Annotated in this window: 16 protein-coding genes; 3 read left to right on the forward strand and 13 right to left on the reverse strand. The window is 37.5% G+C overall.

Translation table 11 applies throughout. The features are described from left to right. Window positions 1–387: 387 nt before the first annotated feature. The 8 genes from VIO64_RS16225 to VIO64_RS16260 are packed head-to-tail and all read right to left on the reverse strand — an operon-like array spanning window position 388 to window position 5,748. Entirely contained in the window at window positions 388–972 is a 585-nt protein-coding gene (locus tag VIO64_RS16225; protein WP_331920123.1) for a uracil-DNA glycosylase, read from the reverse strand. Next, the gene (locus tag VIO64_RS16230; RefSeq protein ID WP_331920125.1) at window positions 951–1,520 is read right to left on the reverse strand and encodes a uracil-DNA glycosylase; all 570 of its coding nucleotides are present in this window, start codon (window positions 1,518–1,520) and stop codon (window positions 951–953) included. Before VIO64_RS16230 ends, VIO64_RS16225 begins: the two co-directional genes overlap by 22 nt. A 6-nt stretch (window positions 1,521–1,526) precedes the next feature. Continuing rightward, entirely contained in the window at window positions 1,527–2,156 is a 630-nt protein-coding gene (locus VIO64_RS16235) for a radical SAM protein (RefSeq protein WP_331920127.1), read from the reverse strand. Window positions 2,157–2,176: 20 nt separating this feature from the next. Further along, window positions 2,177–2,560 carry a 6-carboxytetrahydropterin synthase QueD gene (gene queD, locus VIO64_RS16240; RefSeq protein ID WP_331920129.1) on the reverse strand — a complete coding sequence of 128 codons (384 nt, stop codon included), beginning with the start codon at window positions 2,558–2,560 and terminating at the stop codon, window positions 2,177–2,179. After that, a complete protein-coding gene (gene queC, locus VIO64_RS16245; RefSeq protein WP_331920131.1) occupies window positions 2,557–3,294 on the reverse strand; it encodes a 7-cyano-7-deazaguanine synthase QueC in 738 nt (245 codons plus the stop codon). The genes queD and queC overlap by 4 nt, the downstream gene beginning before the upstream one ends. A gap of 21 nt (window positions 3,295–3,315) precedes the next feature. After that, complete coding sequence (locus VIO64_RS16250) at window positions 3,316–4,080, reverse strand: acyl-CoA dehydratase activase (protein ID WP_331920133.1); 765 nt, start codon at window positions 4,078–4,080, stop codon at window positions 3,316–3,318. Between the two features lie 13 nt (window positions 4,081–4,093). After that, window positions 4,094–5,077, reverse strand: coding sequence for a 2-hydroxyacyl-CoA dehydratase family protein (locus tag VIO64_RS16255; RefSeq protein WP_331920135.1), 984 nt, complete (start codon window positions 5,075–5,077; stop codon window positions 4,094–4,096). A 17-nt stretch (window positions 5,078–5,094) separates the two neighbouring features. After that, window positions 5,095–5,748 (reverse strand): PilZ domain-containing protein, encoded by a 654-nt coding sequence (locus VIO64_RS16260; RefSeq protein WP_331920137.1) that lies wholly within the window; start codon window positions 5,746–5,748, stop codon window positions 5,095–5,097. Between the two features lie 394 nt (window positions 5,749–6,142). On the opposite strand from VIO64_RS16260, the gene VIO64_RS16265 reads away from it, so the two are divergent. From VIO64_RS16265 to VIO64_RS16275, 3 genes are read left to right on the forward strand one after another with little or no spacing between them, the layout of a single operon-like run. Next, window positions 6,143–7,006, forward strand: coding sequence for a class I SAM-dependent methyltransferase (locus VIO64_RS16265; protein WP_333783865.1), 864 nt, complete (start codon window positions 6,143–6,145; stop codon window positions 7,004–7,006). A gap of 3 nt (window positions 7,007–7,009) precedes the next feature. Beyond that, the gene (locus tag VIO64_RS16270) at window positions 7,010–7,702 is read left to right on the forward strand and encodes an RluA family pseudouridine synthase (protein ID WP_331920141.1); all 693 of its coding nucleotides are present in this window, start codon (window positions 7,010–7,012) and stop codon (window positions 7,700–7,702) included. 25 nt (window positions 7,703–7,727) lie between these two features. Next, the gene (locus tag VIO64_RS16275) at window positions 7,728–8,876 is read left to right on the forward strand and encodes a class I SAM-dependent RNA methyltransferase (protein WP_331920143.1); all 1,149 of its coding nucleotides are present in this window, start codon (window positions 7,728–7,730) and stop codon (window positions 8,874–8,876) included. Between the two features lie 64 nt (window positions 8,877–8,940). Here VIO64_RS16275 and VIO64_RS16280 read toward each other — a convergent pair whose 3' ends face one another. From VIO64_RS16280 to VIO64_RS16300, 5 genes are all read right to left on the reverse strand, one after another. Continuing rightward, window positions 8,941–11,436: a glycoside hydrolase family 9 protein gene (locus VIO64_RS16280; protein WP_331920145.1), complete on the reverse strand. Its 2,496-nt coding sequence runs from the start codon at window positions 11,434–11,436 to the stop codon at window positions 8,941–8,943. A gap of 755 nt (window positions 11,437–12,191) precedes the next feature. After that, entirely contained in the window at window positions 12,192–12,587 is a 396-nt protein-coding gene (locus tag VIO64_RS16285) for a response regulator (protein ID WP_331920147.1), read from the reverse strand. 55 nt (window positions 12,588–12,642) lie between these two features. Continuing rightward, window positions 12,643–15,369 (reverse strand): PAS domain S-box protein, encoded by a 2,727-nt coding sequence (locus tag VIO64_RS16290; protein WP_331920149.1) that lies wholly within the window; start codon window positions 15,367–15,369, stop codon window positions 12,643–12,645. A 17-nt stretch (window positions 15,370–15,386) separates the two neighbouring features. After that, window positions 15,387–15,857, reverse strand: coding sequence for a chemotaxis protein CheD (locus tag VIO64_RS16295; protein ID WP_331920151.1), 471 nt, complete (start codon window positions 15,855–15,857; stop codon window positions 15,387–15,389). A 52-nt stretch (window positions 15,858–15,909) separates the two neighbouring features. Then, window positions 15,910–16,944, reverse strand: a complete 1,035-nt coding sequence (locus tag VIO64_RS16300; protein ID WP_331920153.1) for a chemotaxis response regulator protein-glutamate methylesterase — start codon at window positions 16,942–16,944, stop codon at window positions 15,910–15,912. Window positions 16,945–16,950: the final 6 nt, after the last annotated feature.

Here is a 16,950-nt window from a genome sequence, read left to right on the forward strand (position 1 = left end):
AGGATCAAACTCTCAAATTAATATTTGAAAATTTAATTAGCTCTTAAATTACTTACTAGCTTTTTATAAAGTTCGCAAGTTACTCAATTAAAATTAACGAGTTTCTTTCGTCTTTTTACACTGTTTACTTTTCAAAGTCCATTGCTGCGTTCGAAGCAGCTTATACATACTATCACAATCTTGTTTTGCTGTCAACACTTTTTTATATTTCTTTTTTGCTGCTTTATTTTCAGCAGTTTTTTGGCGACAGCTTATTAAATATACCATCTTCTACGACTTATCTCAACACCATAAAAGATTATTATATGCACTTTAACTTAATTTATTCTTTTTATTCTTATTAATCCTTCAATATAATCCTTCTAAGTTAAAATTACTTTGGATTCATTATTTATTTTTAAGTATGCCTTTAAGTTTTGTGATATCCTCCATATATACGTCCTGCAGACTGGCATTATAGATTATACTGGCAGGGTGATATAAAGGATAAATGGAGTATTCCTTATCAAGTATCTGAATCTTTTTAAGTTCACCATGGACACTTCCAATGTTTATGCCTTTGTCTCCAGTGACCATCTTTAGCGGTACGTTTCCTAATGTCACTATAATCTCTGGTGATATGATTTCAATTTCCTTTAAAATGTACCTTTGATTTTTTTCTATTTCCTCCTTTGTAGGAGGTCTGTTAACTATACGTCCTGATTTGGGGTTTACCTTGGAAAGCCTGTACTTTATAGAGTTTGCAACGAAAATGCTTTCTCTCTCCAAACCAATTACATCAAGAAACTTGTTCAAATTTTTACCGGCTGCACCTACAAAAGGCTTGGACAGCTTTACTTCATCCTTTCCCGGTGCTTCCCCTATCAGTATTATACGGGAGTCTATATTACCGCAATCCAATACAATTTCTTCCCCCTGGAACTCTTTTTTGTATTCTTCAAATAAAGTATTTATCCTATCTTGTTTTGACATATCTCATCCAACCTTTGTTTTACTTTTTTCATATCCTGCCACATCAGAATTTTCTTTGATTCATCACGCAAGAGTGCTGCCGGATGAAACGTTGGCATTATCCAATAGCCCTTTCTTTCGATCCAAGTTCCTCTTATCTGCGTAATTCTGGCCTCTTTGTCTATAATATACTTCATAGCTGTTGCACCGAGGCATACTATTATCTTCGGCCTAATCAGATAAACCTGATTTCTTAAATAAGGAAGACATTTTTCCGCTTCCTCATCAAGAGGAACCCTGTTTGCCGGGGGTCTGCATTTAACCACATTTGCGATATAGTATTGATCTTTGCCTATTTGTAATGCATCCAATAAAACATCAAGCAGCTTTCCCGCAGGTCCTACAAAAGGCAGACCCTGGTTGTCCTCCTGTTCTCCTGGGCCTTCCCCGACAAATAAAAGCGGGGCATTAATATTTCCTCTTCCGACCACTATGTTTTTTCTTGTCTTCCCCAGTCCGCACTTAAGACAGCCAGAGCATTCTCCAATTAATTTTTCCCAATCCAGCATCTTTTATTAAACCCCTCTTTTATCCACTCCCCAAATAACCTTATGGAGTTGGATCTGAAACCTTACATCCAGCCTGTCATTCAGAATCCAACCAATCAACTCACTGTAATCTATTTTGCCAAATACAGGTGATATTGTTATTGTTCCCTTCCTATGATTCTCTCTTATTATAGATTTTGACCACTCATAGTCCTCCCTGGATTCTACTACAAACTTTATCTCGTCCTTCATGGACAGGTATTCGAAGTTTGAAAGCCTCATTTCCTCCGAAACCCCGCTGGAGAGACTTTTCATGTCCATGACATATGAGTGCTTCGGACCTAATTCCAGCAAACTTATATCCATAGAGCCGTTTGTTTCTATTGTAACACCATAATCCTTCAAAAGCACCAAAAGCTTTTCCAAATCCCTTTGTAAAAGAGGTTCTCCTCCGGTAATACAAACCCTCTTATAGAAATATTTTTGTATCTCTAGAAATATCTCTTCAGGCTCCATTTCAACACCATCTTCATAAGCATATTCGGTATCACAATAAGAACACCTGAGATTGCAGCCGCTAAAACGAACAAAAACAGTGGGAAGGCCAGTATAAACGCTTTCCCCCTGTATGCTAAGAAAAATTTCATTTACCTTCATATTTATTTATCATCCTATCTTTAAACCATATCTTTTCTGTCAATTGTAATAAAACTAGTAGGAGTTTCCCACAAAACTACCTTCTCAAGAAAGTATTCCTTCCTCTTTAATGATACCTCCATCTTATCCCATATCCAAAGTCCCAAGAGCTCACATGTAGGATTAAAGTCAAAAATATCATTAAGGTACTTATGATCAACTACTGAAATAACCTCATCCTCAACAATCCTGTTAAGATCATGAAAATCTATAACAAACCCGTTTTTATCTATAGGTCCCTTTAAAGTTACTTCAAGCTTGTATGTGTGTCCATGGGTATACTTGCATTTCCCCTCATAATCATTCAAGTGGTGTGCACTATCAAAAGTAAAAACCTTTGTAATGCTCATTAATCTCTTATTCATATTTGTTCCTTTCCAATAGCTGCACCTTTTTTCTCAGCCTCACTGCTTCCTGCAATATCAACACCTATATCAGGCTTTAAATATTCAATAGGATCCTCAATTCCTGCTTCCTCAAAGCCTTTCAAGCGAAGGACACAGCTATCACAAACTCCGCATGCCTTTTCATCACCCTTATAGCAGCTCCACGTTAAATGCAGCGGTGCACCGTTATCGCATGCCAGCTTAATTATTTCCGACTTGGATAAGTCCATAAGCGGTGTAACTATTTTTACACCTCTGCCTTCAACCCCGCTTTTTGTGCCTACAGAAATCATGCTTTGGAATGCAGTTATAAACTCAGGCCTGCAATCAGGGTATCCACTGTAATCTATAGCATTTACTCCAATGTAAATCGCCTCTGCATTTACAACCTCTGCATAGCCTACTGCATAACTTAGAAAAATAATATTTCTCGCAGGTACATATGTTATTGGTATAAACTTATCCCCTTTGTACTCCGGCACTTTTATGCTCATATCTGTCAGGGCACTTCCACCCACATTATCCAGCTTAAAAACATTGTAGCTTTTGAGTTTATAATATTTAGCTATGAGGCCTGCACAGTGAAGCTCCCTGCGGTGTCTTTGCCCATAATCAAACGATATTGGAAAAACTTCATAGCCGTCCTTTATAGCAGCTGATAAACATGTTGTACTATCAAGACCGCCAGAAAGCAATACAATTGCTCTTTTCATAATCTTCCTCCGTATCTTCATCTATTTGTCCAGTGCATATACACAACATCCTATGGCTCCGTTCAACTGTGGATATTGGGGCACTATAACCTCTTTAAAGTCTGTTTCGGCTTTAATAAACTCCAGTAGGGCATTATTTGCTGCTACCCCACCTGTTACCACTACACTTTCTGCAGGAAATCTTTCTATTAGAGGCTTTATCCTTTTAAATAAGGAATAATTTATTGAGGCTGCAAGAACTTCAGCAGTATATCCTTCTGAAATTTTACCAATAAGCTCCGATTCAGCAAAAACGGCACACGTTGAGCTTAACTCTGCAGGGTTTTGTGAATAGCCAGCTATTTCACCAACACTTAATCCTATAACCTTTGCCATATTTTCCAGGTACCTTCCACAGGATGCAGCACACTTATCATTTAAAATCATATCCATAATCCTTTTATTCTTAATATGAACTACCTTGCTGTCCTGCCCCCCCACATCCAATAGTGTAAATTCCTTAAGTCCGGTTTGCCCTATGGCACCGAAGGTATGAGCCTTAATCTCGGTAATTGTCTCTGATCCATTTATATTGATATTATTTCGCCCATAACCGGTACTCACAATCCGATCCGCTTTGCCGATATCAAGCTTCTCAAAATCGACAAATATTTTTCCTTCCATGTAAGTGCAATAGTTTCTGTAAAAATCGAAAGTATCAAAGATCAGACTTTTTTGAAAAACCCCTTCATAAAACGATACAAGCTTTACAGCTCTGCTGCCTATATCAAAACCCAAAACCATCATCTTTTACTACCCCTTACTTTAGCATTTCAATAAAGGCCTCTATTCTAAGCCTTGTTCTGGCATCAACGTTACCGGGCTTATCACCCTCTAATGTCAATGTCGGTACGCCTAGTTCCTTTCTAATTACAATATCCTCTATTCCCCTAAAACAAAAGGATTGGGTATAATGTATAACTGCATCTATATTTCTAATCTCTATTTGTTTCTTAATATCGTTAAGCCTTCCGTTAAGGCTGTAGGGATAAGTAAAGTTGGAGTAAACCTCGACCAAATCCCTTATTCCAATGCTGTCCGCCATTGTAAACTGCCTTTGAACCTCATTGTAAACAATCCTGGCCCCCTTCTCTTCCACAAAATCATACAGGTCTGTGTAAATAGGAGGAACACCAATATATCCTAGTCTTAACTTGCTCTTATTTTCATCTCTGGCCTCTATCTTATCGATCAAATCTGTAATATCCTTAGAAAAAACTGTATAATCCCCGTTAAAATCACTGCTTGACACCTGCCAAAGATGATTTTCAAATCCTGTAGCCTTATTGTGCTTCCATGTAAGCTCATCCAAATAAGCAAGCTTTTCTCTTATTTTATCAAGCTCAACTTTGACCTTGCTGCATTCATCCAAATTAACATTAAAATACTCGCAAAGTCGTTTAATTTCCAGTTTAAGTTTTTCAGCTGTATCAGTGCCAGGATATGAAAACGGAATACTCTTAATCCCCTTTAACTCCAATACTTCCAGCAGTGCCTTTGTATTAGAGCAGTCACCCTCTACCACTCCAATTATTGTATCGATGTCTTCACAGTTGATAACCCCTGAATAAATACCCTTTATCCATGCACATGTGTTCCTTGGAAATCCTGCATTTTCTGCTTGCTCAATATTCCTTTCGGGACTTTTCGCAGTAATAAAAACATTATTTAAGTCAACAGGAATCATTCCTGCTGCAAAAACTATCTCAACAGGAATGCTTGTAGTAAAACCAATCTTTTTCAAAATTCAGCACCTCAAGCCTACATTTTTGTTTTTTTAGTATACTTGGAAATCAGGCGTTTTTCCTTTCTTTCCAGCCTTTTTATGTAACCTTCGAACTTTTCTCTATTAATATTATCCATATCCAATATGTGAACCCCATACATGTTATTGGGCCAAATCACATCGCTCCATTTAATTTCACATTTGAAATTGATAATATTTTCACTGGAAAGATATACGTTCATATCGACTTTTTCACCGATTTCCATATAACCCTTTGTAATTATACTCATACCCGTGTTACTAAGATTGGTAACAACAGAATACACTTCACTAAAATCTTCCATCACCTTTAAGCTGGAGCTCAAATAAGCATCATACCTGTACGAATACCTGATATTTTTTATCCTTTTAATACTGTTCACATTTAAAATAACTGACCTAGAAGCAAATTTAATTCCCTGAACAGTTGATTCAAGAGTATAAAGATATTCTTTATCTGAGTATTTAATTAACAGATTATCACCGATCATTAATACTTTAACCATATAGTCTTCAACCTGCTCGACTTCAATACAGTTTCCATAAGCTTTACGGATAATTGTTGTCACCCAATCATAACTACCTGGATGTCTCGTCTTGATAATTGACTTTTCGGGCAGAACGTTTTCAATCTCAATTACATCATCCATGCTTATTTCACTCCTCATATTTCATATTATATTCTTTTTAATGTATCGGCTAAAACATATATTTATCTTACATTCATATTATAAAATAGTCTCCTTATAATATAGTGATGATCAAAAAACAACTTACACTATAAATTTCATTCATGCCATAGCATATATATCATATCAACATAAGAAGTTTTAATCAATACCCGCATTCCATATAATATCGGTACCACATTAATTATTTCTTCTATTATACATAAGCAGTAGATAAATGTGAAAAAATAAACTAAACCAATCTTTGCTACTAGCTGTTAATATGTTATAATTATATGCTTGAAGGTTGATTATTATTGAATTTCATACTTTTAAAAATATTTACATATACAAGTACCGGAGGTTAAATAAATTGATAATTGTAGCGGATGACTGGAAGGATTATGAGTTAATAGATGCCAAGGACGGCGAAAAGTTGGAAAGATGGGGCAAATATATATTAAGGAGGCCTGATCCTCAGGTTATCTGGCCTACCCAAAATAGTAGCAATCTTTGGTCAAACCCCCACGGCCACTATTTTCGCAGCAAAAGCGGTGGTGGAAATTGGGAATTTAAAATAAAGCTGCCCGAAAGGTGGACAATCAGCTATGACAAGCTTTCCTTTTATATAGAGCCAACCAACTTTAAACATACGGGACTATTCCCCGAGCAAGCTGTAAACTGGAAATGGATTATTGATAAAATACAGAATGCATCAAGGAAGATAAGCGTATTAAACCTTTTTGCCTATACAGGAGGTGCAACTGTGGCTGCTGCATATGCCGGTGCTGAAGTATGCCACGTTGATGCATCTAAGGGCATGGTTACATGGGCAAAAGAAAATATAAATCTTTCAGGCCTTTCAGACAGGAAGGTCAGATACATAACCGACGATGTAGTCAAGTTTGTCCAAAGGGAATATAGACGGGGCAATAAATACGACGCAATAATCATGGATCCTCCATCTTATGGCAGGGGCCCTAAGGGTGAATTGTGGAAAATAGAAGAATCTCTGTATATGATTATTGAAGAGTGTGCAAAGATTTTGTCCGACAAACCGCTGTTCATGCTTGTAAACTCATATACAACAGGCTTCTCCCCCATAATCATTCAAAATATACTTAATGTGCTCCTTGGTAATAAAATAGGAGGCAAGGTTACATGCGGAGAAGTGGGACTGCCCATAACAGCTCCGGGGCTATTACTCCCCTGCGGAATTTACGGACGTTGGGAGGCCTAGCCATTGAAAAATTCCATAAAAATTAACCTGATCTACGAAGATAATCATGTTCTGGTTATTGAAAAACCGGTTAATTTACCTACTCAGAAAGACCAATCGGAGGATTTGGATCTGCTGACCCTATTGAAGGATGATCTAAAACTTAGATATAACAAGCCAGGCAATGTTTTTTTAGGCCTGGTTCACAGACTGGATCGCCCCGTTGGAGGTGTAATGGTTTTTGCCAAAACATCAAAGGCTGCATCAAGGCTTTCCGATCAAATACGAAAGCGGGAGTTTAGTAAGGTCTATTACGCAGTGACAATAGGCACTCCAACAAAATTATCCGATACACTGAAACACTATCTGCTGAAAAACACCAGCACAAACCAGGTTAAATCGGTATCCCCCGGTACACCCGAGTCAAAGGAAGCAATATTAAGCTATGATATACTTTCTTCTATGGAAGGCCTTTCACTTGCGAGGGTTAAACTTCATACCGGAAGGCCCCATCAGATAAGGGTACAATTTTCAACCATAGGTCATCCGCTGTACGGCGATGCAAAATACGGTAGTGCCGGCAATGTAAAGGCACAGATAGCACTATGGTCTCGGGAAATAGGTTTTAAGCACCCTACCCAAAATGAAAACATGACATTTACGTCCCAACCGCCGGACTTATACCCGTGGAACCTTTTTCCCGCATATAACATATGAAACTTTATTGAACGGAGATACAAAAATGAGCAAACTACACTTAATTGCAACTTCAGCCTTCGGAATTGAAGCAGTAGTAGGAAGAGAACTGAAGTACCTCGGATACGAGGATCAGTATATAGAAAACAGCAAGGTTACCTTCTCAGGTGATGAAGATGCCATTGTAAAGTCAAATCTGTGGCTTAGAACAGCCGACAGGATTTTATTAAAGATGGGAGAGTTTCAGGCACTTACCTTTGACGAATTGTTTGAAAAAACAAAGGCTTTGCCGTGGCATGAATGGATACCCAAAAATGCAAACTTTCCTGTTGAAGGAAAATCCATCAATTCAAAGCTTTTCAGTGTACCTGACTGTCAGGCAATAGTAAAAAAAGCAGTTGTGGAAAAACTCAAAGAAAAGTACAAAATCAGTTGGTTTGAAGAAACCGGACCCACTTATAAAATTGAGGTAGCACTGTTAAAAGACATGGCAACACTGACCATTGACACAAGCGGTGCGGGACTTCACAAAAGAGGATATAGAAAGCTCGTTGCCCATGCCCCGCTGAAAGAAACTCTGGCCTCTGCCATGCTCCTTATAAGCAGGTGGAAGCACGATCGCGTCTTGATTGATCCTTTTTGCGGCTCCGGAACAATACCTATTGAGGCTGCCTTAATAGCAAAAAACATTGCCCCCGGGCTTAAAAGGGAGTTTATCTCGGAAAAATGGGATAATATAAACTCCTCCCTTTGGACTAAAGCAAGGGAAGAAGCACACGATCTTGTTAAAAATGATAGAGAGCTGCGAATCAGCGGTTCAGACATAGATAACGATGTTATGAGCCTTGCCAGATACCACGCCAAACAGGCTGGTGTAGAAAATGATATTCATTTTCAAAGACTACCCGCAGCTGACATCAAATCAAGATACAAATATGGTTTCATAATATGCAACCCTCCTTATGGAGAGCGTATAGGCGAAAGCAAAGAAGTTGAAAAACTATATCGTCAAATAGGACAGGTTTTTAAACAGTTTGATACATGGTCCTATTATATATTGACCTCACACCCTGAGTTTGAAAAGCTTTTTGGGAGCAGGGCCAGCAAAAAGAGAAAGCTTTATAACGGAAAAATACAATGTAACTATTATCAGTTTTATGGGCCTCCTCCGCCAAAGGACAATAAAGACATATAATATAAAAAGGCTGAAGCACTTGGTGCTCCAGCCTTTAAAATTATCATGAACTCTTTTTATTGAATTAATAAGTAAAACCGAATTTCTTAGCAAGAATTACTACGTCATTCATGTTAATAGCTCCATCATTATCAAGGTCGCATCTTGAGTCATATACTGAATCGCCTGCAACTCCATTAAATGCTCTAGCCATTGCTGCAACGTCCATCATGTTTACAGCCTTATCCTTATTGATGTCTTCTCTTACGCTTTCAGTAATACTTCCGCCAACTTCATCAAGGAATTCTGTTACCCAAACAAATGGTGCATTCCAGTTGATTGTTACTTCATTAGTTGACCATGATTCAATGTGGTCGATGAAGCATTTTTGTGGTGGCATTCCTTTTATTCCGGCTTCCTGAACATATGGATCTTCGGTACCTGAATTAGGTCCGCCGGATACAAATCCTGGAGGTACAGTTGGGAATTTGCTGTTCGCCTGGCGTGCGAAGAAACGATGGTGCGGATTTCTAAGTGGTTTTTCTCCGTATCCGGAAACATATGACTTATCATTAGGGTTACGTCCTAATAAGTAATCAAAGCTTTCGGTAATTCCGTTTATATACTTGCTATCCTTGGTTATATCGTAAGATACACCCATTACTATACATTCATTGAGAATAAATGAGTTTGAACCCCATGTGTAGTAACTTGGCTCTAAAGGTGCTCCATAGCCTTCTTTAGCTTGAACAGCCATAAAACTGTCAGCAGCAGCTATTATATTTCTTTTTGCAGTTTCCAAATCAGCCTGTGGAAGATTGTTTGGTGCTGTAACAAGTGTTAATGTACCCAATCCGTTTGTTACTGCCCAGTCGAAGCATCCAGTTATAGTTCCGAACTTGGATGGCATTTGGAGATAATACTCGGAACTCTTCATGTAATCCAAATACTTAGCTTTACCTGTTGTAACATATAATTCACAAGCAGCCCAGTAGAAATCATCTTTCACATTTGAGTCGCCGTATTCACCGCCGCCTCCGCCAAGAGCCTGAGCATACATTGCAGGATTTTCTACAGCCTTATCCCATGCCAACTCAGCTGCTGCTAAGAGTTTAGCAGAATACTTTGAATCCACAATATTCCATAAACGTGAAGCCTGTGCAGCAGTTGCAGCAAGATTTAATGTAGCAGCAGTGCTTGCAGGATACAAGTTACGTTCCTCTTTATCATCTGCTGGCTCAAGACCTAACATAGTCCATTTTTTATCATTGATTTTATGCAATGCCATACCTGCGTTCGGATATCCTTCGGGAATTTGCATCTTAAGAAGGAAATCCATTTCCCATTTACATTCATCGAGAATATCAGGTGTACCGTTATATTTTTCATTAACATAGATTGAAGATGATTTTGTATTTTCCGGTATAATAAGCTTACCATCTCTAAAAGCTGTGACAGCAGCTCCGCCTACCTGTTTTGATCTTTCATAAAGATTCAAAAGAGTCCAAACAGAAATACCACCGTTAACAACATACTTTCCATGGTCACCTGCATCATACCATCCGCCTGTTACATCAAGAGTATATTCTCCTGTCTGAGGCAATGCTATTCCGACATCAGGTTTATGTCCAGCTCTTCTAGCCCATTGTGGCTCTGTACAGTAAGGCATTGTAATTTCAATACCGCTTCTTGCGTGGTAGAAATATCTCATTGCATCATATTTCATAACTGAATACAGGCTGGTTGAAATATCAAAAGGATGACTAGTGCTTTTTCCTACAGTGATTTTATATTCAGTTCCTGGTTGCTTGTATGATGAAAAGTCAATTATATGGACCTTATCACCTGAAGCAGCATCAAGGCCTATTACTTTAGTATTTCCTGATGCAACAACTATATTTTCCTTGTCTCTTAAGTACCATTTTACAGGTGTAGTTGAATCACTAACCAAAGTAGCCTTTTTCTGTCCGTTAGGGAAATATCCTACCTGATTAACACGTACATCGGGTGCAGGAGCAAGTTCAGGTGGTATAGTTGGTGTAAACTGTTCATCCAGAAGATATACATCATCTATGGCAACAGTATATGGATAAATCTCGCTGGCCATTTCTCCGCCAAACTGGAATGCGAATTCAACACCGGAAATAGTGTTATCAGCCATTACAAAGGTTTGGGATACAAGTTTTTCTTCTCCGCCAATCAATTCAATTGGTGTATTGGCATTTGACCAGTATTCCTTGTAAGGTGTATCCTGATCTCCAACTTTTGCATATACCTTACAGTCAACTGCAGAACGTAATTTGAATTTTACTTCATATGTATGTCCCTTTTGTAAAGTAATGCCTCTGTGTCTGAATTGTACATCCCATTTGTTAACACCAGGATTTGTAATTGTCAAAACGTACTCACCGTTAACAATCTTTCCTGATGCAACTCCAGGTGCAGACGGAACAGTTGTCCAAGGCAAAGCAGTAGTGCCGCTAAAATCGCTTTGGTCCAACAGATTGCCTGCAAAGCAGGTCGTTTTAGCTGCCAAAATAATAAGTATCAGCAGACCTAAAATGGATAGCTTTTTTCTCATTTCTTTTACCCTCCTATAATTTTGAAAAATAAATAATATAAGTTTCAGTCTAAAAGAAAAACTTTTAAACTGATTATATACACCAGTAAACCTTTATACACTAAAATATACACTAAAACCACTTGGAAACTTTAGAGTTATTGCAATGAAAATCAAGTACTTCAAAGATATGATTTAATGTAATAGGTGTTTAATATCAAGGACGGAAAGGTGTAAGGTGATCTTCCTCTTGATATAAACCTTAACTTTGAACTGCTGATTGCTTTTCTGCAATCAGTATATAATGATATAATGTCCAGTGTTGTCACACAGGTAGATAAAAAGCCTGCGTAAGCCCTACAACTGTATAGTAAAACAAATGAAATATGTAGTTTGCCGAAAATATGCCATAAAGGTAAATTTATTTGCTATTTGTAATATTATTAATTAAATATGTACGTAAATAAAATAAAAAATCTTTTATTTCAGTTCAAAAGAAATATGTAATAATATTCCATTTTCAATGTTCAACTCTAAAATAATAAACTTATGCTAAATATGTATAAACATAAACATACACCACAAATTTATATGTGATGTTGTCTATAAACAACTGCTAGATAATTATTAATCAAATATTTAATATTACATGCATTTTTGTAATATTACTTTTTACTTAGTAACTTTACTGATATATTTTAATTTTACATGAAATTAGCCCATAGGTCAATTATAATTTGCTCATAGTTTATTAAATAATTATAAATAAAGTCGATCTATTTTATCAAATTCAGCTTCTTCATAACCTCCTCAAACTTTTCGGTATTGATTGGCTTTGTTGCATAAGCCTCACTTCCTGTCTCAAAGGAATTGTTTACAACATCCAACTCGTTTAATGCACTTGTCATAATAATTTTAACCTGTTTTTCCTCAGATATGCCCTTTTGCTTTTCAATTTCTCGGATTGTTTTCAGAACCTTTATACCATCGAGCTTAGGCATCATAATATCAAGGCAAATCAAATCATACTGCCTGCCTATATCAAAGGAAACCATAAACGCTTCGATAGCCTCCATTCCGTCTACAGTTATATCGCATTCGCCAAACTTTGATAAGAATCTGGATAAAAACTTTCTGCTTGCCATATCATCTTCTGCTATCAAAATTCTCATAAGAGGACCTCCTTTTATTTTATTAAACATATTTTGATCCTTAAAAATCAGTTAATTACTTCAAACCCTTAATTCTAAGCAATTTTATGAATTCATTATTTAATATTAAAGCTTCATTAATATCCTCTCTTCTTGATGCAAGCTCTATCCTGAACATCAATGTTTTTAGCTGGTCTATGCCAATCTCAGCTGCCAGTAGCTTTATCTCGTGTGCTACAGCCTCTATGGTATTAACATCTTTTGATATAATAGCTTTCCCCAATTCATCGGACTTTCTGCTTATTAACTCAAAGTTATCCAATTGATCATCTGATGTGCATGCTTCTATCCCGTCATTAATGCTTATGTTTACATTTTCCTTTATATTTTCTTTCTGGGAATTATTTGTATCAATAAGACCTTCAATTTTTTTAAAAAAATCATTCATAATTATAGGCTTTGATAGATACTCATCCATTCCCAAACTTAAAAACCTTTCCCTGTCACCATGAAGTGCATGTGCAGTCAGAGCAACTATGGGTATATGCTTTCCCGCCTTCTTTTTAGATTCCCTTATTAGCCTGGTTGCTTGAATTCCATCCATTTGGGGCATTTGGATATCCATAATACAAAGATCAAAGTCCTTTTCTATAAACTTTTGCACCGCTTCAATGCCATTATCGGCCACATCATATGTATATCCTTTCTCGTCCAACATTCTGCAAATGACTATCTGATTTACCTTATCATCTTCAGCAACGAGTATATGTGCCCTATACTGGGATTTGCAAATCCTATTATCCTCAGTATATTGGGTAAAGTTACCCTGGCCGATTCCAAAGTCAAGCATAAATGAAAATGTGCTTCCAACATTTTTTTCACTTTGTACACTAATGGTGCTTCCCATCAAATTTAAAAGCTCTTTGGAAATCACCAACCCCAATCCGGTTCCTCCATATTTTCTTGTATGGGAACCATCAACCTGGGTAAAGCTTTTAAACAATTTGTCCATATCATCCCTTGATATGCCTATCCCGGTATCCTTAATGATAAACTGCAGCTTTACAGAATTATTATTTCTGCTAACAAGAGAAATATGTATATCAACTCTGCCCTTCTCGGTAAATTTCAATGCATTGTTGATTAGATTATTCAAAACCTGATTCAGTCTGTTTGGATCTCCAATTAATTGAAGGGGAACTTCTTTGTCTATGTCGTACTTCAAACAAAGCCCTTTGTCCCTTGCCTTTAATGCGTGAGCTTTGATTATGTTATCGCATATATTTTTAAGATCGAATCTTATTTTCTCTACAATCATTTTGCCTGCTTCAAGCTTTGAAAAGTCAAGGACATCGTTTATTATTCTCAGCAGCGAGTCTGCACATGCTTTTGCAGTTTTCAAATTGTCCCTCTGAATTGGAGTAAGGTCAGTAGTTAAAGTTAGATCAACCATACCCACAACACCATTTAAAGGCGTTCTTATTTCGTGGCTCATATTTGCAAGGAACTCACTTTTGGCTTTATATGCTGAATTAGTAGCCTCCATTGCTTTTCTCATTTCCCGCTGTGCCCTTTTTTCCTCGCTTATGTCGGAGCATATCAATGCAAAATACTCCTTCTCGTTTGAGTATACTAACGAACTTAACCATTTATCTTCATTACCTGACATTTGCTGTTCAAACCGTATAACTTCACCACTTAGGGCTACCTTGCTATATTCCTCAATCATATCAATCTCAGCATTTCGAAATTTGCCAAATACCTCTGAAGCCCTTTTTCCTACAACATCTTCTTTTGATTTCCCTACCATCCTGCAAAATTCGTCGTTAGCCTCCATTATCAGATAATCAACAGGTTTTTTTTGGGGGTCCAGAATAAGCTTATTATATGAAAAACCGTTCAGCATATTCATAAACAGGTTTCTGTATTTTCTTTCATTTTCCTTTAATTCATTCTCAATTTTTTTCTGATTTGTCACATCCTCTACAACAAGCATTGCACAGTTAACATCTGAAATCTTTATGGGTACGGCACTTATCTTGAAGTGATGTCTGATAAAAACCCCATTTTTATAGAGGTTATAGGTAACACTGCAATCACTTACAGGTTCTGCTGTGCTCATTACTTTCCTGATTGCATTATGCAGTGCACATGCCGAGCACTTAGGACCATTTTTGCATCCTCCTATTTCACTGTTTTCACAGCTTATACCCTCACCAAAAAGCTTACCGTTAACAGACTCAATATCTTTATCTATAATTCTTAAAAAAGCGTTATTTACGTCCAATATTATGGAATTATTATCTACTATAATAAGACCTACAGGAGCGTATTGAAAAATACTCCTTAAATTATTCCTCTCGTCCCTCAGCTCATCTTCTATTTTTTTTAATCTTGTTATGTCCCTGAATACTCCAACTGCTCCGCTGACTTCACCGAGTCCGCACTTTATAGGTGCAATGTTTGCTGATAAAAGTTTTCTGGTTCCATCCTTTGATACCAATGCATAATAACTGCCCAACCCGCTTTGGATGCCGGTTTTAATCACCTTTTCAAATGGGTTTTCAAGGGTTTCTCCTGTTATAAAATGAACAAGTGCAAATACATCGGAAATCTTCATTCCAGAAGCACCTTTAAAGCTCCATCCTGTCAGCAGCTCTGCAGCTTCATTCATAAACAAAACATTTCCTTCGGTATCGATACTGATTATTCCGTCAGCAATACTTGTCAATGTCTTCTGCAGGTCCTCGAAGGAAAAGCTTCCCTGTTTTATTGTCAGATCCCTATCGTTTATACATTTCATAACCAAAAACCTCTCAGCTAAATATTTAAGGGTAAATAACTCACCTTGACTTCTCCTGAATCGGAATATAATGTGACAGTTCTGCTGCTGCTGCCACCTATATCACTGTAAGATACACATAGATTTAAAAGACTCAATGCCTTATTTACTGCTTCTACATTTCTCCTGCCTATTTTAAATATATCTGACTTATTTCTAGACTCAGCTCCTCCAAAGATTTTTATTTCAAGTTCATATTTATTACATTTATAATTATCGCAAACCTTCTGGATAAGCATAGGAACCGCAGTATCCGCATATGCCCATGGATTAATGCTTTTGAGTGCCGGCCGTTTGGAATACTCCGGAAGATATACGTGTACCATTGCCGCCACATACTTATCAGGTGAATATACCGTCACGGCAACACAAGAAGAAAGGGCATATGTTATAATGATTTCTCCATATTCATTTGTAACCGCATGTTCACCTATCCCTATAATAATCAAATCATCTCTCTCCCAATTTTACAAACAGCAGTTATTCTTACTGTATAGTTTTCTAGGTAACCGATTTTACATAAGAATACACAACCCGGGCAATATCACTAACCGGGGCTTGTTTTTCAACAGCACCTATGTCATATGCAACTTTTGGCATTCCATAAACCACGGAGCTAGCCTCATCCTGCCCTACTGTCTTAGCACCCTTGCTCTTCATCTCCAAAAGTCCCTTGGCACCATCATAACCCATTCCGGTTAAGATGATACCTATTGCATTCTTTCCGGCTACTTTTGATACCGAATCAAAAAGCACATCAACCGAGGGACAATGACCGTTTACCTTATCACCTTTAAAGCACTCTACAGAATATATACTGCCACCCCTTTTCAGCCTCATATGGCTGTCACCGGGAGCAATAAGTACAGTCCCAGGTACAACCAAATCACCGGTCTTAGCTTCCTTTACAGTTAATGAACATGTGTTGTTTAGCCTTTCAGCATACATTCTTGTAAAAACAGGAGGCATATGCTGCACAATAACCACTCCGGGCATATCCTCCGGAAATTTCCTTATAACCTCATATATTGCTTCAGTGCCCCCAGTTGATGCACCTATTGCAATTATTATATCTTTATTCCTGGCATTTGCACTATCCAATGTCTTGTCATTTGGTTTATTGTTTTTCCAATGCCCCAGCTTGGCTGTAGATGCAATTTTTATTTTGATAACAAGCTCGTTAATAAGGCTGTCCATATTGGTCCCATACCTCACATCAGGCTTTGTAACAAAATCCACAGCTCCTGCATTCAAAGCATCAAACACATTACTGCTGACAGCACTTACCACTACTACTGGCAGAGGGTATTGAGGCATAAGCCTTCTTAGAAATTCAATACCGTCCATTTTGGGCATTTCAACGTCTAATGTCATAACATCAGGCTCAAATTCTATAATCTTATCCCTTGCCATAAAAGGATCAGACGCTGTAGCCACTACCTCCAGCCCCCTGTCTTTTGAAATACCCTTTGCGAGGGTTTCCCTAAAAACCAATGAGTCATCGACGACCAAAACTTTTATTTTTCTGTTATTCATAGCATC

Source organism: Pseudobacteroides sp., assembly GCF_036567765.1.
GTDB lineage: Bacteria > Bacillota > Clostridia > Acetivibrionales > DSM-2933 > Pseudobacteroides.